Source organism: Cystobacter fuscus DSM 2262 (assembly GCF_000335475.2).
GTDB classification, from domain to species: domain Bacteria; phylum Myxococcota; class Myxococcia; order Myxococcales; family Myxococcaceae; genus Cystobacter; species Cystobacter fuscus.
In genome coordinates this window covers 23,761-42,887 of the sequence record NZ_ANAH02000005.1, presented here as the reverse complement: position 1 = coordinate 42,887, position 19,127 = coordinate 23,761, and the positions used below count along the sequence as shown (strand labels likewise).

Annotated in this window: 12 protein-coding genes; 11 read left to right on the top strand and 1 reads right to left on the bottom strand. The window is 71.3% G+C overall.

Features of this window, described 5'->3' with window-relative positions; genetic code table 11:
- Positions 1-131 precede the first annotated feature (131 nt).
- On the bottom strand, positions 132-773 hold the full coding sequence (locus D187_RS07780; RefSeq protein ID WP_020917857.1) for a CDP-alcohol phosphatidyltransferase family protein: 642 nt from the start codon (positions 771-773) through the stop codon (positions 132-134).
- A 335-nt stretch (positions 774-1,108) separates the two neighbouring features.
- Between D187_RS07780 and D187_RS07775 the strand changes: the two genes are divergently transcribed.
- The 11 genes from D187_RS07775 to D187_RS07720 all read left to right on the top strand — a co-directional run bounded on the left by D187_RS07775 (position 1,109) and on the right by D187_RS07720 (position 19,089).
- Positions 1,109-4,075, top strand: coding sequence for a choice-of-anchor D domain-containing protein (locus D187_RS07775; RefSeq protein WP_043428891.1), 2,967 nt, complete (start codon positions 1,109-1,111; stop codon positions 4,073-4,075).
- Between the two features lie 171 nt (positions 4,076-4,246).
- Positions 4,247-4,624, top strand: a complete 378-nt coding sequence (locus tag D187_RS07770) for a hypothetical protein (protein WP_245591643.1) — start codon at positions 4,247-4,249, stop codon at positions 4,622-4,624.
- Positions 4,625-4,740: 116 nt separating this feature from the next.
- Positions 4,741-6,672 (top strand): serine/threonine protein kinase, encoded by a 1,932-nt coding sequence (locus D187_RS07765; protein ID WP_002628185.1) that lies wholly within the window; start codon positions 4,741-4,743, stop codon positions 6,670-6,672.
- 24 nt (positions 6,673-6,696) lie between these two features.
- Positions 6,697-8,652 carry a serine/threonine-protein kinase gene (locus D187_RS07760; protein ID WP_002628184.1) on the top strand — a complete coding sequence of 652 codons (1,956 nt, stop codon included), beginning with the start codon at positions 6,697-6,699 and terminating at the stop codon, positions 8,650-8,652.
- Between the two features lie 151 nt (positions 8,653-8,803).
- Entirely contained in the window at positions 8,804-9,298 is a 495-nt protein-coding gene (locus D187_RS07755) for a sigma factor-like helix-turn-helix DNA-binding protein (RefSeq protein WP_002628183.1), read from the top strand.
- A gap of 112 nt (positions 9,299-9,410) precedes the next feature.
- Positions 9,411-10,955: a bifunctional phosphoribosylaminoimidazolecarboxamide formyltransferase/IMP cyclohydrolase gene (gene purH / locus D187_RS07750; protein WP_002628182.1), complete on the top strand. Its 1,545-nt coding sequence runs from the start codon at positions 9,411-9,413 to the stop codon at positions 10,953-10,955.
- A gap of 6 nt (positions 10,956-10,961) precedes the next feature.
- The gene (locus tag D187_RS58680) at positions 10,962-14,375 is read left to right on the top strand and encodes a tetratricopeptide repeat protein (protein ID WP_020917856.1); all 3,414 of its coding nucleotides are present in this window, start codon (positions 10,962-10,964) and stop codon (positions 14,373-14,375) included.
- Position 14,376: 1 nt separating this feature from the next.
- Positions 14,377-15,636, top strand: a complete 1,260-nt coding sequence (gene purD / locus D187_RS07735; RefSeq protein WP_002630445.1) for a phosphoribosylamine--glycine ligase — start codon at positions 14,377-14,379, stop codon at positions 15,634-15,636.
- Complete coding sequence (locus tag D187_RS07730; protein ID WP_002630446.1) at positions 15,633-16,748, top strand: LptF/LptG family permease; 1,116 nt, start codon at positions 15,633-15,635, stop codon at positions 16,746-16,748. Before purD ends, D187_RS07730 begins: the two co-directional genes overlap by 4 nt.
- Entirely contained in the window at positions 16,745-17,845 is a 1,101-nt protein-coding gene (locus D187_RS07725) for an LptF/LptG family permease (protein ID WP_002630447.1), read from the top strand. Before D187_RS07730 ends, D187_RS07725 begins: the two co-directional genes overlap by 4 nt.
- Complete coding sequence (locus D187_RS07720; protein ID WP_002630448.1) at positions 17,842-19,089, top strand: O-antigen ligase family protein; 1,248 nt, start codon at positions 17,842-17,844, stop codon at positions 19,087-19,089. Before D187_RS07725 ends, D187_RS07720 begins: the two co-directional genes overlap by 4 nt.
- Positions 19,090-19,127 lie beyond the last annotated feature (38 nt).

Sequence of the window (19,127 nt, the reverse complement as noted above, 5' to 3'; positions counted from 1 at the left end):
AGGAGGCGTCCGCGGGGCGGAGGTCCACGCCTGGATGCTCGGGTGGACATGCCTGGCCAGGGCTGCTCGTGAATCCGAATTCACTCCAGGCATGTGGCGGGCCGGGGTGGGGCGCCCGGCGCGCGAGCGGCTCAGAACTTGGGGATGCGCAGGGTCTTGCTGATCATCGCGCTGCCGCTCAGGAAGTAGAGCAGCACCAGGGGGTGGAGCTGGTAGCCGCCCAGGCTCCAGACGCCGAAGGGGAGGGCGTCGCCGGTGCGGCCCTGCCAGAAGAAGAAGGCGAGCACCATCACCAGCGCCAGGCTGGTGGGGATGGGGGTGCCCTCGAAGTACTTCACCTTGCCCGTGGCGTCCGCGAGGGTGCTCACGGTGGCGTTGAAGCGCGCCAGCCGGCTGATGCCGCAGCCCACGAAGTAGAGGAGCACCAGCACGTCCAGCCCTCCGCGCAGTCCCATGGCGAAGGCGAGCGCCGCGGGCGCCATGCCAAAGGAGATGACGTCCGCCAGCGAGTCCAGGTCCGCTCCCAGCGGGGAGGATTGGAAGCGCCAGCGCGCGATGCGTCCGTCCAGGGCATCGAAGAGGAAGGCCAGGGGCATCAGGCCGAAGGCCAGCCACAACCAGGAGGGCTGGTGCGTGGCCAGGTACTGCATCTGCGCCAGGATGGCACCCGAGCCCGCGAAGGCGTTGCCCAGGGTGACGAAGTCCGCCGGGGTGAAGGTGCGGATCATCGAGAAGTGGCGGGGTTCTCGTCTGTGCTGCGACTCCGTCGGCATGCAATCCCTCCGCGGCCCCTCGGGGCGTGCACCGCTCGGCTTAGCTCATCTCGGGGCGTTCTCCCTCGTTTTTCCCCGGACGCGGCGCGGCGTTGTGTCTCATGGACACGCTCCCCCCCGGCGCGGGGGTGAGGAGAAGCCGACGCCTGACGATGGGTATCGAACAGCATCCCCGTGGGGAAGGACGAGGAACATGTGGGTGATCGACAAGGTCGTGGGAAGGACGTTGCCCACCCCAGGGGGGGTGCCTAGCTTCGCATCGTGACTCCATAGGGTTCACGCGTGTGGGTTTCCTCGGTGGATGGGCGTGCAGGTGGGGAAGGGACATGGCTGCGATGAGCAAGCGCTGGGGGCTGTGGGTCCTCGCGGTGCTGGTGGTTCTGACGGGGTGTGAGGACAGAGATCGCCCCGTCATCGCCGATGGACGATTGACGGCGACACCAGGGGGAGTGGATTTGCAACGGGTGGCGATGTTCGACGGGCGCGAGGTGGAAGTGGTCCTGCGCAACGTCGGCCGGGCCCGCCTCAATGTGGATGAGGCCTGGGTGGAGGGGGCCGCGGGTGCCTGGCAGGTGGCGTTCACCCATGAGGGGCCGCATGCGCTCGTGCCGGGCAGTGAGTGCGTGCTGCGCGTGCGCTTCAATCCCCAACAGGAGGGGGCGCTGCCCGCCACGCTCGTGGTGCGCTCGGACACGCTGAAGGATCCCGTGGTGCGCGTGCCCCTGCAGGGCGTGGGCGTGGATGCCTGGGCGCGGGTGTCGCCGCGCAAGCTGGACTTCGGCCGCATCGAGCTGGAGTCCACCAAGCGGCTCGCGCTCACCGTCTCCAATCCGACGGATCTCCCGGTGGAGGTGACGCCCAAGCTACTGGGGGCGCAGAAGGACGAGTTCGTCGCGGAGCCGCTCGTGCTCGGGCCGAACGAGGAGCGCGAGCTGCCCATCACCTTCGCTCCGACGAAGGCGGGCCTCAAGCAGGTGGCGCTCGCGGTGTCTCCGTGCAAGGGCTGCGCGGACGTGGCCGTCCAGGTATCGGCCGAGGGGTTGGATCGGGCGGTGGTGGCCGAGCCGGCCGAGCTCGACTTCGGCTCCATCCCGGTGGATCAGGAGCGCGTGCGGCCCCTGCGCCTGCACAACCTCAGCACCGAGCCCATGACGGTCACCTCGCTCACGCTGACGAGCACGGAGGCTTCCTTCACCCATGGGCCGCCGCCGCTGCCCCTGGTGCTCGGGCCCGGGGAGGTGCGCACGTGGGACTTCCGCTACAGCCCCGGACACATGGGCCCGGCGGAGAACCTGGCCTCGTTTCGCGTGGAGAGCCGGCGCAATCCGACCACGGACGTGCCGCTGCGCGGCTTTGGCGGCGCGGCGGAGCTGTGCGTGTCGCCGCTCAGCCATGACTTCGGCCGCCAGCCGCTCGGCGCGAAGGTGGCGCGGATCATCAACGTGAAGAACTGCGGCGCGGCCAATGGCGGGCCCCTGACGATTCATGGGCTCGAGCTCCAGCCGACGGACGGCTCCACGGGCGCGGACAATGGCCTGCATCTGGTGCCCGCCACGCTGCCCTACCGGCTGCGACCTGGCGAGGAGGTGAACCTCAAGGTCTTCTTCGAGCCCGTGCGCGAGGGCACCGCGACGAGCCGGCTGGTGATGCGCACGGATGTGTACTCGGGCGACACCACGACCCTGAACTTCCGGGGCGTGGCCGAGCAGCACGGGCCCTGCCGGGTCGACTATACGCCGGTGGCGGTGGACTTCGGCACGGTGCAGCCCGGACGCGGCGCCGTGCTGGGCGTGAAGGTGGACAACCCGGGCGGGGACCTGTGCGCGGTGAAGAACATCCGCATGCGCGACACCGGGGGCGGGGTGTTCAGCCTGCCCGGTGGCGAGCTGGATGGCGTCGTCGTGTACCCGGGGGACTCGTTCAGCTTCATGGTCGCCTTCGCCGCGCCCCTGACGGGCGGGGAGACGGGCGGGGACTTCCTGGGCTCGGTGCAGATCGAGCAGTGGGATCCGGCCAACCCCCTGGTGACCATCCCGTTGAAGGGCCACACGCAGAACACGTGCCTGGTGGTGTCACCGCGCTACGTGGACTACGGCGTGTCGCGCCCGGACTGCTCGCCCGCGCCGCGCGAGGTGAACTACATCAACGGGTGCCAGGCGCCGCTGACGGTGTCGGACGTGCGCATCGGCGCGGGCACCTCGGATGGCGAGTTCGTGCTGCGCGCCTCGCCTCCCACGCCCTTCACGCTCGCGCCGGGTGACGCCTTCACGGTGTCGGTGGATTACCTCGCCCAGGTGTTCGGGCTGAACCTGTCGCCCTTGTTCGTGGCGTCCTCGGATCTGCCCGCGCCGATGCTGGTGCCGCTGGTGGGCGAGTCCTCCAGGCGCCTGGACAAGACGGATCAGTTCATCCAGCAGGACGGCGCCAAGGTGGACGTGCTCTTCGTGGTGGACAACACCGCGTCCATGGTGGAGGAGCAGCCGCGCCTGGAGGCCTCCATGCCCGCCTTCGTCGAGGCGGCGCTGGCCAAGGGCGTGGACCTGAACATCGCGGTCACCACCACGGGCATCGATCCGGGTGGCACCGGCACCTGCCCGGGCGGCGTCCAGGGGGCGGAGGCGGGCCGCTTCTTCCCGGTGGTGGGCGGCGGGCCGCGCATCCTCAACCGCCAGACGCCGGACCTGGCGGCGGTGCTGCGCAACAACGTGAACGTGGGTCAGTGCGCCGCGGTGGAGCAGGGCTTCGAGGCGGTGCGCCGGGCGTTGTCGCCTCCGCTGGTGACGAGCGCGGACGACGTGCGCACCCCCGAGCCCAACGATGGCAACCGGGGCTTCCTGCGCGACGAGGCGGCGCTGGTGGTCGTCTTCGTGGGCGACGAGGATGACCACTCGCCGGACAGCGTGGACACCTACGTGCGCTTCCTCCAGGCGCGCAAGGGCGAGAACCAGCCGCAGCGCATGACGCTCTACGCGATCGCGCCCACGGCCGAGGGCTGCCCCACGTCGGGTGGTGGCGGCACGCGCTACGCCGAGGCGGCGGCCCGCACGGGTGGCGAGGTGCTCTCCATCTGCTCGGCCGACTACTCGCCGCTGATGCGCTCGGTGGCCAACAAGGCGTTCTCGCCGCAGGACCGCTTCCCGCTCAGCGAGCAGCCAGACCCGGGCAGCATCGCCGTGTCGGTGAACGGCACGCGCGTCACCGAGGGGTGGTCCTACGACGGAGCCACCAACAGCGTCGTGTTCACCGCGGCACCCGCGGCGGGCGCGAAGGTGGAGATCTACTACCGCCGGGCGTGCGAGTAGGCACGCGGGGGACGGGGGTTGGGGGGGACCGCCGGAGCCGGAAGATCGGCCTCCGGCGGACATGTCGGGCCCGGATGCTACAGCTCCAGATCGGTCTGTGCGGTTGACCGGAAAATTGGAGGGTAACCCATGCTGAGTACCCTGGGGGCATCTCGGCAGCAGGAGGCATCCGTGAGTTCCCGACAGCACGACGACAATTCCACTTCCGGGCAACCGTCCGGTCGTCGCGCGCCGTCCCCGGTGCGCTCGCCCGCTGGCGGTCTGCGCGTCATCAAGGGCGGGGGGCAGCGGCGGCAGGACGAGCCCCTGGCGTCCCGGGACGCGGTGGCGCGCGTGCTCATGGAGGCGGGCGTGGATCTGCTGTTGCGCCGCATCAGCCCCGCCCGAGCCGCGGAGATCGAGCACAAGGTGGACCGGGTGTTGGATCTCTTCGATCGGGTGGATGCCGCCCCCCTGCTCATGCCCGTGTTGCAGCGGCACCTGGACGACCTGGAGGCGCTCATGCGAGAGACCCGCCAGGTCCGCTCGCCCGCGCGCCGTGGGGGGTAGGCAGGGAAGAGTATGACAGGAGGTTTGACCCTCCGCGCCGGGCCGCTTACGCTCGGGGCCCTTCGTGTCCGGGCGCCTCGCGCCCCTGGGTCTCCGCCGTGGGGGCATGTCGCACTGTGTCAATCGAGAGCTACGGCAAATACCAGCTCCTCAAGAGGATCGCCACGGGCGGCATGGCGCAGATCTTCCTCGCGCGTGAGCGGGGACAGAATCGGCTGCTGGTCATCAAGCGAATCCTCCCGCACCTGGCGGACAACGAGGAATTCGTCCAGATGTTCCTGGACGAGGCGCGCATCGCGGCGCGGCTCGACCACCCCCACATCGTGCAGATCTACGATCTGGGCTCCCAGGACGACAGCTTCTTCATCGCCATGGAGTACATCCATGGAGAGGATCTGCGGCGGGTGTGGAAGCGCGCCGAGCGCTCCGGGCAGCTCATCCCCGTGCCCTTCGTGTGCCGGGCGCTCAGCGAGGCGTGCGCGGGCCTGGACCATGCGCACAAGAAGGTGGACGCGAACGGCAAGCCGCTCAACATCGTCCACCGGGACATCTCCCCGCAGAACATCCTGCTGACGTTCGATGGGCGCACGAAGGTGGTGGACTTCGGAATCGCCAAGGCGGCGGACCAGGCCACCGAGACGCGCTCGGGCGTGCTCAAGGGCAAGTACTCGTACATGTCGCCGGAGCAGGCCGCGGGCGAGAAGGTGGATCGCCGCAGCGACATCTTCGCCCTGGGCGTGGTGCTCTACGAGCTGCTCACCGGGACGCGGCTGTTCAAGCGCTCCAACGACGTCATCACGCTGCAGGCGGTGATCGATTGCAAGGTGCTCCCGCCCTCGCAGGTCAACCCCCGCGTGCCGAGGGATCTGGATCCCCTCGTCATGAAGGCCCTGGAGCGCGAGCCGGGTGATCGCTACCCGGAGGCGCTGCAGCTGCAGCGGGCCCTGGAGCAGTGGCTCGACGCCTATCCGCAGCCCTCGTCCACGGCGCACCTGGCGGCCTACATGAAGGATCTCTACGCCACGCGCCTGGCCGAGGAAGCGCGGCTGGGGGACGTGCTCGTGGAGGAAGCTGACGCGCAATTACCCTCGGGCGCACCGAAGTCGCCTGATCGGACGGGGAGATCCTCCATCGAGACGATGGCCGCGCCGCGCCCGGACGCGGCCGCCGTGCCGCCGCGCCCGCCGCGCGCCTCCCTGAGCAGCCCTCGCGCCGAGCTGGAGCGCAAGCGCACGGTGGATCTGCGCCGGTCTCCGGGCGAGCCCTCCGGGGAGGAGTCCGAGGCGGAGGCCGTGTCCGACACGGCGGTGAGGGTCCCGGGGCAACCCGTCCCCGCCGAGCCCCGCTCCCGCCGCCGCGCCGTGCTGGGAATCGGCGCGGGGGTGCTGGTGGGGTTGTTGCTCGGAGGCGTGTGGGCCCTGCGCTCCGAGCCCGTTCCTCCTCCCGCCACTCCGTCGGCTCCCGTGGCGGCCCAGGCGCGGCCGGCCGAGCCCACTCCCGCCGAACCTGTGCCTACCGAGCCCACTCCCGCCGAGCCCACTCCCGCCAGGCCCGCCCTGGTGCAGGTCACCTTGAAGGCGACGCCCGCGCAGGCCGCGCTGACGGTGGACGGCACGCGGTACGACAAGTCGCCGGTGGTGGTGTCCGCCACGCCGGGACAGGAGTTGCTCGTGCTGGCGCGGGCGCCCCGCTACCAGGAACTCTCCCGGAAGGTGACGGTGGGGCAGGGCCCCTCGCAGGAGGAGTCCCTGCGGCTGGAGCCCCTGCCCGAGCCGCGCAAGCCCGAGTCGCGCAAGCCCGATTCGCGCGTGTCCCCACAGGTGGAGCGCGCGCCCGTGGGCAAGGGCACGGTGCGCTTCGCGGTGACGCCCTGGGCCGAGGTGACGTGTGGGGGGCGCAACCTGGGCAGCACGCCCCTCGGTGGAGATGTCAGCTTCAACGCGGGCGTGTATGAGTGCCGGTTCTGGAACCCGGACCTCAAGGAGAGCCGCACGGAGCGCGTCGAGGTGAAGCCCAACCGACACACCACCGTGGTCGTGAAGTTCTAGCTCGTAGCCCCGGGACGCTCCGCCGTGACCCTCGAAGCAGGCACCCCCATTGGCAAGTACGTCGTCAAGAGCAAGCTCGCCGAGGGGGGCATGGCGGAGATCTACCTGGCCACCGCCCGGGGGCCGGAGGGGTTCGAGAAGGAAGTCGTCATCAAGCGCGTGCGCTCGTTCCTGTCGGACGACGAGGGCTTCGTGCGGATGTTCATCCAGGAGGCGCGGCTGGCCTCGCGGCTCAACCACGCCAACGTGGTGCAGATCTTCGACTTCGACAAGCACGAGGACTCGTACTACCTGGCCATGGAGTACGTGCGCGGCACCTCGCTGTGGAACCTGCGCAAGCGCTGCCGGGAGAAGGGCATCCGCATCCCCCCGGTGCTGGTGGCGTACATCGGCTCCCAGGTGGCGGCGGGGCTGCACTACGCGCACCGCACGCGCTCCCCGGAGGGCGAGACGCTGGGGCTGGTGCACCGCGACGTCACGCCGCACAACGTGCTCCTGTCCTTCGATGGGGCGGTGAAGCTCACCGACTTCGGCATCGCCAAGGCGGGCAACAAGCTCACCCAGCCGGGCGTGCTCAAGGGGAAGTTCGCGTACATGGCCCCGGAGCAGGCGCGCGGGGAAGAGGTGGACGCGCGCACGGACGTGTTCGCGCTCGGCGTGGTGCTCTGGGAGATGCTCACCGGAGGCCGCTTGTTCGACGGCGAGTCGGACGTGGCCGTGCTCCGGGCGGTGCAGGAGAGCGTCATCGTGCCGCCGGCCCGGCTCAATCCGGACGTGCCGGAGCTCCTCAACGAGGTGGTGTGCACCGCGCTGGAGCGCGAGCCGGCGGCGCGCTACCAGTCGGCCGGCGAGCTGGAGCGCGCGCTGGCCCAGTGCGTGCTGCGCGGCGCCACCAGCGTGGACGACACGGACCTGGGCACCTTCGTGCGGCGGCTCTTCGACGTGCCGCTCACCCAGTTCATGCTGTCGCCGGCCGTGCTGCAGGACCGCTCCCAGCGCCATCGTTCTGGCAGCACCGCCGTGGCGCCCGGCGTGCCCGCGCCCGAGCGTGCCGAGCCGCCGTCCGCGTCCAGGGGGGGGCCCGAGCCCCAGGTCGGGAGCGCGCCCGCCGCCCCGCGTGAAGCCACCGCCGTGATGCCGGGAAGCACTCCGTCCTCCGGCTCCCAGCGGCTCGCTCCGGGGGACGAGCCCGAGGCCTCCCTGGTGTCCGCGCCCACCCTCGTCCTCACCCGTGACGTGCCGGGCGGGCAGGAGGCGAAGGCCAGTGCCGCTTCCCCGCGGGCGCCGACGACCCCGGCGGCCCCGCTTCCCGCGGTGAGGCAGTCGCGCTCCCTGCCGCCGGTGGGTGTGACCTCTCCAGAGGCGTCGGCGGTGAAGGCTCCGGAACCAGCCGTGGCGGCACAGGCCAGCGAGGTGGCGCGTCCGCTCCCGGGCTCGAGCCGCGGACGCCTGGCCGGAGGGGTGGGCCTGGGCGTCCTCGTGCTCCTGGGTGGGGGGCTGATGTGGAGAGCGTCCACCGCGCCGTCCCCGGAGGGGGCTCCCGCGCCCGTGCCTGCTCCCACTGCTGCTCCTGATAATAAGGAGGTGGCCGGGTCCTCACCCCGAGCTGGAGCGGAGGCTCCTCCGGTGCCCCCTCCGGCCCAGGAAGCCGTGGTGGCCGCTGCACCGGCCACGGGCGCGCCGTCCACTCCGGCGACAGCACCGGTGCCGTCCGTGCCAATCCAGCCGTCCGAGGCGGCCCCACAGGCCACACCCGCCGTGAAGGCCAAGGGGACACTCGTCGTCCAGGCCATCCCGTATGCCGACGTCTACCTGGACGGCAAGCTCGTCAGGCGCGAGGTCCAGGGCACCTGGAGCACGTCGCTCGTTCCGGGCACCTACCAGTTGAAGTTCGTCCACCCCAACCACTCCGACTCCTCCAAGGTCACCATCACCGCCAACGGCCGGACGATGAAGAGCTTCCGCCTGCCCGGGCGTTGAGGCCGCTCGCCGTGACGGGGCGCGTGTGACTGTTCACTGCTGATCACGCTCCGGGAGCGGCGTTCTCCCTCGTGAAGGCACGAAAACCTGCATTCCCAATAGGCTGAAGGGCAGGGGACGGGTTAGAGTGGACTCATCCTTTGGAGGGGACATGTCTGAAGTGAAGCAGCAGCGGCCGGAGGAGGAGGCGCCCGAGGAGGCGGAGGGTGGGGCGGAGCGCCGTCGCTCGAAGACGATGTCGCGCAAGGAGATGGCTCGCGACCTGCGGCGCCGCCGCCTGACGGGTCAGGTCGACCCCGAGGAGAGCGATCTGCTCCAGGCCGTCGACTCGCAACGGCCGAAGACCCGGGCGGACTGCGTGAACGGCGCCCGGCCGTGCCTGTTCGTGTCGTGTAAGCACAACCTGTACCTGGATGTGAACCCGGAGACGGGCTCCATCAAGCTCAACTTCCCGGACAAGGAAATCTGGGAATTGGAGCATACCTGCGCGCTGGACGTGGCGGAGAAGGGTGGCATCACGCTCGAGGAGGTGGGGGCCATCATGAACCTCACCCGCGAGCGCATCCGCCAGGTGGAGACGCGCGGTCTCCTGAAGCTGCGCGAGGCCACCGAGGCCGAGCCGCCAGTCTCCGCGCGCAAGCCCTAGGGTGCCGACTGGGAAGCACGGCGCCCCAAGGGGGGCCGGTCGCTTCGTTGACACCCCGGGGGGTGGTTGCTAGAGGGACGCCTTCTCCCTCTAGGCGGAGGCACGCAAACCCGTGCTGGCTCTCCTCAGCGTCTCCGATAAACGCGGTCTGGTTCCCTTCGCTCAAGGACTCGTTCGGCTCGGTTTCGAGCTGCTGTCCACCGGAGGCACGCTCGCGGCGCTCCAAGCGGCGGGTGTTCCCGCCCGGAAGGTGTCCGAGCACACCCAGAGCCCGGAGATCCTCGGCGGCCGGGTGAAGACGCTCCACCCCCGCATCCACGGTGGCATCCTCGGACGGCTGGAGCTGGAGGAGGATCGCGCGGAGATGGCCGCTCATGGCATCGCGCCCATCTCGCTCGTGGCGGTCAACCTCTACCCCTTCCGCCAGACGGTGGCCTCCGGCGCCCCCGAGGCCGACGTCATCGAGCAGATCGACATCGGCGGACCGGCCATGGTGCGCGCCTCGGCCAAGAACTTCCGCCACGTGACGGTGGTGGTGGACCCCGAGGACTACCCGGCCGTGCTGTCCGAGCTCGAGGCGTCTCGCGCCACGAGCGAGCAGACGCGCCGGCGGCTCATGCGCAAGGCGTTCGCGCACACGGCCGCCTATGACGCCTCCATCGCGGGCTGGCTGGGGGAGCAGGCCACCGAGCCCTTTCCCCAGGAGCTGTCGCTCACGTACCAGAAGGTGCAGAGCCTGCGCTACGGGGAGAACCCGCACCAGCGCGGTGCCTTCTACCGCGAGCACGCCGCGCCCGCCGAGCCCACCGTGGCCTTCTCGCGCGTCCTCCAGGGCAAGGAGCTGTCCTACAACAACATCCTGGACCTGGATGCGGCGCTGGGGCTGGTGCTGGAGTTCCCCGAGCAGCCCTGCGCGGTCATCATCAAGCACAACACGCCCTGCGGCGTGGCGCTGGATGGCTCGCTGGTGACGGCCTACCGCACGGCGCGCGCCATCGACGAGGTGTCCGCCTTCGGTGGCATCGTGGCGCTCAACCGCGAGGTGGACCGGGCATGCGCCGAGGCCCTGGCGGAGACCTTCCTCGAGGCCGTCATCGCCCCGTCCTACTCGGCCGAGGCCCTGCAGTTGCTCGCGGCCAAGAAGAACCTGCGCCTGCTGGAGGCGGGGCCCGCGCTGGCCTCGCCCACGGCCCGCCCCCGGGCGCAGCTCGAGGCGCGCAGCGTGTCCGGTGGCCTCGTGGTGCACGACCGGGACGCGGTGGAGCCGCCGCTGGAGTGGAAGGTGGTCAGCAAGCGGGCGCCTACCCCGGAGGAGGAGAAGGCCCTGCGCTTCGCCTGGCGGGTGTGCAAGCACGTGAAGAGCAACGCCATCGTCTTCTCCAACGGCCAGAAGCTGTTGGCCGCGGGCGGCGGACAGACGAGCCGCGTGGACTCGGCGAAGATCGCCACCGCGCGAGGCGGCGAGGCCCTCAAGGGCAGTGCCGTGGCCTCGGACGCCTTCTTCCCCTTCCGCGACGGGCTCGACGAGGCGGCCCGTGCCGGAGCCACCTGCGTGGTGCAGCCCGGGGGCTCGGTGCGCGACGCGGAATTGATTGCCGCCGCGGATGAACATGGCATGGCAATGGTTCTCACGGGAGTGAGACACTTCCGGCACTGAGCCCTCATGCGGATTACCTGCCAAAAATGCGCGGCGGCCTACGCCATCGATGACCGGGTCATCACCCCCAAGGGCGTGCGTGCGCAGTGCCCACGCTGCCGCCATTTGCAGTTGGTGAAGCGAGAGGAGTCCGCGTCTTCCGCGGAGCCCGCCCCGGAGCCGGCTCCAGCCGCCAAGCCAGCAGCCGCGAAACCCGCCGCTGCTGCCGCCAAGCCCGCCGCCGCAGCCGCGAAACCCGCCGCCGCCGCAGTCGCCAAACCCGCCGCCGCCGCAGTCGCCAAACCCGCCGCCGCCGCCGCCGCGAAACCCGCCGCCGCCGCCGCGAAACCCGCCGCTGCTGCCGCCAAGCCCGCCGCCGCCGCCGCGAAACCCGCCGCCGCAGCCGCCAAGCCCGCCGCCGCAGCCGCCAAGCCCTCTGCCGCCAGGCCGGCGGCTTCGGCGCGTCCCGCGACCCTGTCCGACGAGCTGTTTGGCGACCTGAGCCAGCTCTCCCCTCCGACGGGTGAGATCCCCACGGACTCCCTGCTGGATGATGTCTCGCCCTCCGACGGACCTCCGCCGTCGCCCTTTCCGCCCGCCTCCAAGGACTCGCTGTTCGGAGACATCGGGGAACTCACCCAGTCCTCGCCGTCCAATCCGACGCTCGAGGCCGAGGATGAGGGCCGGCAGCACACTCCGAGCTACTCGCTGCCCTCGGGAGACCTGCTGTTCGACGAGCCCGAGCCGCCTCCTCCCGCGTCCGCTCCACCTCCGACGAGGCCCGCCCCCAAGCCCGCCGTGCAGGCCAGGCAGGAGGCCGCGCCGGCCGCCCCCGCCTTCCCGGCGCCGTCGGACGACGCCCTGTTCGACTTCAACGCTCCTCCGGGCTTCGACGCGCCTCCCCCCGCGCCGCCTCCTCCTGCCCGGCCGGCCGCTCAGGCCAGAGCAGCGCCGCAGCCCGCTCCGGAGCCATCGGACGACGCCCTGTTCGACTTCAACGCTCCTCCGGGCTTCGACGCGCCTCCCCCCGCGGAGGCGCCCGCGCCCGCGGCCGGGGGAGATCCCCTCCTCGACTTCTTCGGGGCTGCCCCCGACGCCGCGCCCCCCGCCGCGCCCGCCAGGCCCGCTCCGTTTGCAGCACCGGCACCCGCTCCCACTCCGGTGGCCAAGGGGTGCCGTGAGTGTGGCAAGCCGCTCGTGGATCCCTTCGATCAGGCGCTCGGCGCGTGCGAGGACTGCCGGCACCGGGGCCAGAATCCCGAGCCCCAGTCCGCGCAGGAGGCGGCACCCTCCGTCGAGGTGATTGACCTGCCGCCCATGGACTCGTCCATGCCCGAGGCGGGGCGTTCCATTCCCGCCGCTCCCCCGTTGCCTCCCGAGCCTCGAAGCGCCGCGCGCGCCGCGGCTGCGCGCACGGGCGTGGCCGTGTCGGCCTCCAGTGGTCGGAGCAAGGGTCCGCTGGTGGCCGCGGTGGTGGTGCTGTTGCTCGCTGGCGCCGGCGCGGCCGCGTACTTCCTCTCTCCCGACGTGAAGACGCTGGTGGAGAAGCCACTGGCCGCGGCGGGGTCGGGGTCGGGGTCGGCCCCCAAGAAGCAGGACCCTTCGGAACCGTTGCCTCCCGCGGTGGCGGCCGTGTTGCCGCGCTGGCAGCTGTTGTTCGTGGACAGCGACAGCAAGGAGGGCGACAGCCAGCGATTGCTCGAGGAGGGCCAGGCCCTGCTCGCCAAGGATCAACGCTTCGCCTATGCGCAAGCGGCGGAGCTGTTCCAGCGCGCGCTGCTGGCGGATCCCAGGAGTGACGCGGCCATTGGCGGCTATGTCCAGGCGCTCGCGCTGGGGCGTGGCTCCCTGATGGACGACACGAGCTTCCAGGAAGCGCGCTCGCTCATCGAGGCCGCGGAGCAGCGCGACCCGGGCAACGCCGATCTGCGCGTCGCCCACGCCAACCTGCTGCTGGCCCACCCCGAGGACTCGGGGAACCTGGAGCAGGCGCGCAAGATCGCCGAGGACGTGCTCGCCGATACCAAGGAGGGCACCGGGGTGCAGAAGGCCGAGGCCCATCTGGTGATGGGCCGCACCTTCATGGCGTCCTCCCGCGAGCTGGCCATCGAGCATTTCGAGTCCGCGCTGGCCATCTCCTCGGAGCTGGAGCGGGTGCACTACTACCGGGCGCTGTTGGATGAGTCCTCGGGAGACTACTCGGCGGCGATCGGCCGCCTGCAGAAGCGGCTCGAGCAGGATCCGGAGCATTGGGAGACGATCAGCACCCTGGTGCGCATCTACCTCGAGGTGGGTGAGCCGCAGCTGGCGCGTCAGCTCTACGAGACCCGGCTCAAGGCCGCCCCGAACGACTTCCAGACGCTCCTGGCGAGCGCGGTGATGCGCTACCAGGCCGAGGGCTCCCTCCAGGCCGCGTTGAAAGCCCTGCGCGGCATGCTGGACAACCGCGACAAGTACGATCAGCGCCAGGTCGCGGAGCTGCTGCTGCACCTGTCCATCACCGAGCGCCTGGCCAACAACCTGGATGCCTCGGCCAAGGCCGGCCGCGAGGCCCTGCAACTGGAGAAGAACAACCCCGCGGTCCACCTCCAGCTCTTCTTCGTGTCCCTGGCGCGCAAGGATGCCGCCGAGGCCACCAGCCACCTGGCCATCCTCAAGGGTCACCTGGGCGAGCCCGCCCTGGAGAAGATCCTCGAGGGTCGCCTGCGGCTGCTCGAGCGCAAGCCCGCCGAGGCGATGACGCTCTTCACCGAGGCCGCGAAGCTGGATCCGCGCCACACGGACGCCCTGCTGCTCGCGGGAGTGGCCGCCGCCCAGGACGGACGCCGGGAAGAGGCCTTCCGGGTGCTCGCCCAGGCGCTGCTGGGAGATCCCCACCGGGTCGCCCCGAGGCCCGTCCTCACGCCCTTCTACCAGCGCCCCGGAGAGCTCATCCAGGGCCTGGATGGCTCCATCGCGGGAATCGCCCGCGGGGATGACGACCTGTTGCCCTTCCTCTACGAGGGGCTCTTGCGCTACCACCAGGGTGAAGGCGCGGCCGCGGAGAAGATGTTCAAGAAGGTGTCCGACGTGGACGCCAGCAATGCTCAAGCGTCCTCCTTCCGCGCGCTGCTCGCCATGGCCCGCAGGGACCGCAAGAGCGCGGACGACGCCAAGGGACATGCCGCGCGCGCGGTGGCGGGAGGGCGACAGGTGGCGCTCGCCCACTACGTCCAGGGGCTCGTGCTGATCAACTCCAAGCAGGTGGAGCCCGCCCGCAAGTCCCTGCGCGAGGCGGTGGCGCTCGCCCCGAAGCTGTACGCGGCCGAGGTGAAGCTGGGCGAGTTGGAGGCCCCCTCCAGTCCCGGCCCGGTGCGCGAGCGCCTGGTCCGGCTGTTGGGGATCGATCCCTCGTACCTGCCCGCCAAGCGCGTGCTCTACCTGATCGACAAACGAGGTTGACGTGAAGGTTCTTCTCCTCGGCTCCGGCGCGCGCGAGCACGCGCTCGCCTGGAAGCTGTCCCAGAGTCCACGGCTCACGAAGCTGTGGGTGGGACCCGGCAACGTGGGCACTTCTCGCGTGGGCACCAACGTGCCGCTGGACGCGCAGGATCCCACCGCGGTGGTGGCGTTCGCCCGCCGCGAAGCGGTGGATCTGGTGGTGGTGGGTCCCGAGGCGCCGCTGGTGGCGGGCGTGGCGGACGCGCTCGCCGTGGCGGGCATCCCATGCTTCGGGCCGGTGGAGGCCGCCGCGCGCGTCGAGGGCTCCAAGGCCTTCGCCAAGGAGATCATGGTGGAGGCGGGCGTGCCCACCGCGGACTACCGCGTGTTCACCGATCTGGCCGAGGCCGAGGCCCATGCGGTGGCGCAGGGCCGCATCGTCGTCAAGGCGGATGGGCTGGCCGCGGGCAAGGGCGTCATCGTGGCGCACGATGCCGAGGCCGCGCGCGAGGCGGTGCGGGCGGTGGGCGCCATGGGCAGCGCCGGCCAGCGGCTGGTGCTGGAGGAACTGCTCGAGGGCGAGGAGGTGTCCGTCATCGCCATGTGCGACGGCGAGCGCTACGTGCTCCTGCCTCCCGCGCAGGATCACAAGCGCGTGGGAGAAGGGGACACGGGCCCCAACACGGGAGGCATGGGCGCGTACGCTCCCGCGCCCTTCCTGACCCCCGGGCAACTCGCCGAGGTGGGTGAGCAGGTGATCGCTCCGACGCTGGCGACGCTGAGGCGGCGGGGCACGCCCTTCCGGGGCGCGCTGTACGCGGGGCTGATGCTCACCCCGCGCGGCCCCAAGGTGCTGGAGTTCAACGCGCGCTTCGGCGACCCCGAGACGCAGGTGTTGATGATGCAGCTGGCCGAGGACGTGCTGCCGCTGCTGGACGCGTGCGCGCGGGGCAAGCTGGAGCCGCGGGTGCTCGCGGTGCATCCCGGCGCCTCGGTGGGCGTGGTGCTCGCCGCCGAGGGCTATCCGGAAGCGCCCCGGAAGGGAGCGCGCATCGAGGGGGTCGACACGGTCGCCTCCGACTGCCCGGTGTTCGTCGCGGGCGTGGACGGTGAGTGGCGGACGGCGGGAGGCCGGGTGCTCACCGTGTGCGCGCGGGGCACGGATCTCGCCCAGGCGCGTGCCCACGCCTACGCCGCCGTGGAGCGCATCCGCTTCGAGGGCATGCACTTCCGCCGGGACATCGGAGCCAAGGGGCTTGGCGCGCCCGCCGTGACGCCGTGAACCTGCTCTCGCGCTACCTGCTGAAGGAGCTGGTCATCCCCCTGGTGGTGTGGGTGGCCTTCCTCTTCCTCCTGCTGTTCGTCATGCAGTTCCTGCGCGGCACGGATGTGCTCCTCGGCTCGGCGGTGACGCTCGGGGACATGGGGTGGCTGCTCGTCTACCTGTCGCCCCACTTCCTGGTGATGGCGCTGCCCATCGCCTTCCTGCTGGCCATCCTCCTGGGGCTGGGCCGCCTGTCGGAGGACAGGGAGATCACCGCCCTGCAGGCGCTCGGCATCGGTCCGGTGCGGCTGATCGCCGGGCCCCTGTTCATCGGCACCGTGCTCTCCGCGCTGATGCTGCTCATCACCTGCACCGCCGAGCCCTGGGGGCTCACCAGCGTGAAGGAGTTCGTCGCGGAGATCATCAAGAAGAACGTCGTGGGCGACGTGAAGCCCGGCGTCTTCTACGAGGACCTCTCCAACCTTACCCTCTACGCCGAGCAGGTGGAGGAGGGAGGGGAGCACCAGTGGACGCACGTGCTGCTGCACGATGACCGGGAGCCGTCCGCGCCGCTGCTGATGCTCGCGCGCCAGGGCCAGGTGAACACGAGCACCGCCGGGCAGGTGCTCACGCTGGTGCTCGGCGACGGCGAGGCGCACCGGACCAACCGCGGCGAGGCGTCCTACTCCGTCATCACCTTCGAGAAGGCGGAGATCGCCGTGGGCGTGGAGGGCAGGATGGGTCGGCGCAATCGCTTCCGCTCGCCCAAGGAAGAGCTCACCCCGGTCGAGTTGCTGGAGGCCGCGGAAGAGGCCGAGCGCACGGGGGGCGATCCCCGGCCCTTCCGCATGGCGCTGTACACCCGGTTGGGCAACGCGCTCGCGCCGCTGTCCTTCGCGCTGCTGGGCACGCCGCTGGCCATCGGTCGCCGACAGGGCGGACGCGCCTGGGGGTTCCTGCTCACGCTGGCCGGCTACGTGCTCTTCTACCTGCTCACGCGGGTCTTCGAGCAGATGGGCCAGCAGGGACGGCTGCCGATGCCGCTGGCGGGCCAGCTCACCAACCTCATCTTCTGCGCGGTGGGCGCCGTGGCCCTCTACCGCGTCAACCGCTCGGGGACGGTGCGGTGAGCGCCACGCTCTTCCGCTACGTGGCCCGCACGTACGTGGGCTTCGCGGTGGGTATCCTCTGTGCCCTGGTCACGGTGTTCCTGGTGGTGGACTTCGTGGACCGCTCGCGCATGTACACCGGCGAGGGCTGGGTGTGGAGCGTCGTCGTGCTGTACGCGAACAAGGCGCTGCTCTCCGTGCAGCAGCTCGGGCCGGCGGCGCTGCTGCTCGCGGCCGGGGCGGCGGTGTCCTCGCTGCGCAAGCGCGGCGAGGTGACGGCGATGCGCGCCTTGTCCTTCGGTCCCAAGGCCCTCTACCTGCCCGTGGGGGTGTGCGTGGCGCTGGCGTGCGTGGGGCTCATCGCCTTCGACGAGTGGGTGGTGGTGCCCGCGGGCATCCGCGTGGATGAGATCACCACCCAGCGCTTCAACCGCTGGGGCGACTGGGGCATGTACCACACGCCCAAGCAGTGGTTCCGCCGGGGAGACCACATCTTCTACCTGCGCAGCGGCAGCGCGCAGGAGGGCTTCGTGGACGTGGCCATCCTCACCGTGACGCCGGATTTCCGGCTCGAGCGGCGCGTGGATGCCCGGAGCATGCATCCCGTGGAGGGCACGCGCTGGAAGCTGGAGGGCGTGGTGGAGCGCTCCTTCACGCGCGACGGCCAGTCCTCGGTGCGCGAGCTGGACGAGGTGGAGTACGACCTGGGCGCCAGCGCGAGGACCTTCCGCATCCGTCCGGGCCGGCCCGAGCAGATGCGGGTGCCGGTGCTGCGCGAGCAGATCTCCGCGCGCGGGGAGGTGGGACTGGCGACGCGGCAGTTCTCGCTCGTGCTCCACAACCGCTTCGCCTATCCGCTGGCGGGCCTGCCCGCGGCGCTCTTGGCGGTGGGCCTGGCGCTGCGGCCGGGACGCAAGGGCAACCTGACGGTGGCGCTCGTCGAGGGGTTGCTCATCTCGGTGATCATGTGGGGCCTGATGGTGGTGGCCCGGACGCTGGTGCTCTCCGAGCGGCTGTCGCCCGTGCTGGCGGCGTGGTTCCCCGTCGCCCTGCTCGTCGTGGCCGCGGCCCTGCTGTGGTTGCGCGGCGAGGGCCGCCTGGGCAAGGGGGCGGGGTGAACGTGCGCCGGGACGTGCTCGAGCGCGCGTTGCTCTTCTTCATGCTCCTCTGGGGCGTGGGGTGCCTCTTCCTGGAGGGCCTCGCGGCGGTGGGGCTCGCGGGCACCGCGTTGGGAGCGCTCGTGGTGGCCCGTCAGGAGGGCGTCACGGTGCGCGGCGCCGTGCGCGCCTGGGTGCCGCTCGTCGTGTTCCTCGCCTGGTCGCTGCTCGTCCCCTCGCTGGCCGGACACCCGCCGAGCGGCACGGGCGTGGCGCGCCTCCTGGACTTCGTGGGCATCCCCGTGGCGGCGGTGGCCTTCGGCTTCCTGTCGGACGCGCGGCGGATGCGGCTCGCGTGGGTCGTGGGCGGGCTGTTCCTCGTGTCGTGCGCGGTGGCGGGGCTCCAGCACTTCGGTGTGTGGCCCCCGCTGGAGGCCTGGGCCCCCCTGGCCTGGACGCGCCTGCCCTTCGATCGGGTCTACGAGCCCGTCGTCGGCGCGGAGCACCGCTTCATGGCCGGAGGGCTGCTCTTCCACCGGCTGAAGTTCTCCCACATCGGGGGCATGGCGGCGGTCTTCGCCCTGGGCGTGGGCCTGCGCCTGCGGGGGCGGCGGCAATGGGCGGCGCTGGCGGTGGCGGGCGTGGGGCTCGTCTCCGTGGGCCTCTTTCCCTATGCCCGCGCGGGCAGCGTGGCGCTGGTGGCGGTGATGGGCGGGGTGGTGCTGCTCGGCCTGCCCCGGCGAGTGGCGCTGCCCACGTGCGCCGCCGTGCTGACACTCGCCGTGCTCGCGCTGGCACTCAACCGGCCCCTGCGCGAGCGCTTCCTCGACAGTGGCACCGAGTCGGGTTCGGGCAACCGGCCGGCGCTGCGGGAGACGGGCCTGCGCGCGCTGCGTCAACACCCGGTGACGGGGGTGGGCCCGGGGCGCTTCCAGGCGAAGAAGTACGCCACCCCGGACATGCCCGAGCAGGCCCGCGAGCACCCCGGCAAGTCCCACAACCAGTACCTCAGCATGGCCGCCGAGACGGGCGTGCCGGGGGCGCTGCTCTTCGTGGCGCTGCTCGGCTGGCTCGGCTGGCGCCTGCCCCGGGGTCGCCCCGAGGGACTGGGCGCGCTCGGGGTGCTCGGGTTCTTCTGCCTGCTGTCCCTGCTGCATGATCCGCTCTTCCATGTCCAGGCCTCCCAGGCGCTGGTGCTCCTGCTGGGCATTGGCCTGAGCGCGCGCCGGAGGGTCGACTGGCGAAGCGGGACGCAGGCGGGCTAAGTCTCCGGGGAGCGAGCCCTGGGGCGGGTCCGCGTTCC

Bases quoted from the DNA above. Each gene is read 5' to 3' on its own strand.
- D187_RS07780 (WP_020917857.1), bottom strand. From the start codon at position 773: ATGCCGACGGAGTCGCAGCACAGACGAGAACCCCGCCACTTCTCGATG.
- D187_RS07775 (WP_043428891.1), top strand. From the start codon at position 1,109: ATGAGCAAGCGCTGGGGGCTGTGGGTCCTCGCGGTGCTGGTGGTTCTG.
- D187_RS07755 (WP_002628183.1), top strand. From the start codon at position 8,804: ATGTCTGAAGTGAAGCAGCAGCGGCCGGAGGAGGAGGCGCCCGAGGAG.
- D187_RS58680 (WP_020917856.1), top strand. From the start codon at position 10,962: ATGCGGATTACCTGCCAAAAATGCGCGGCGGCCTACGCCATCGATGAC.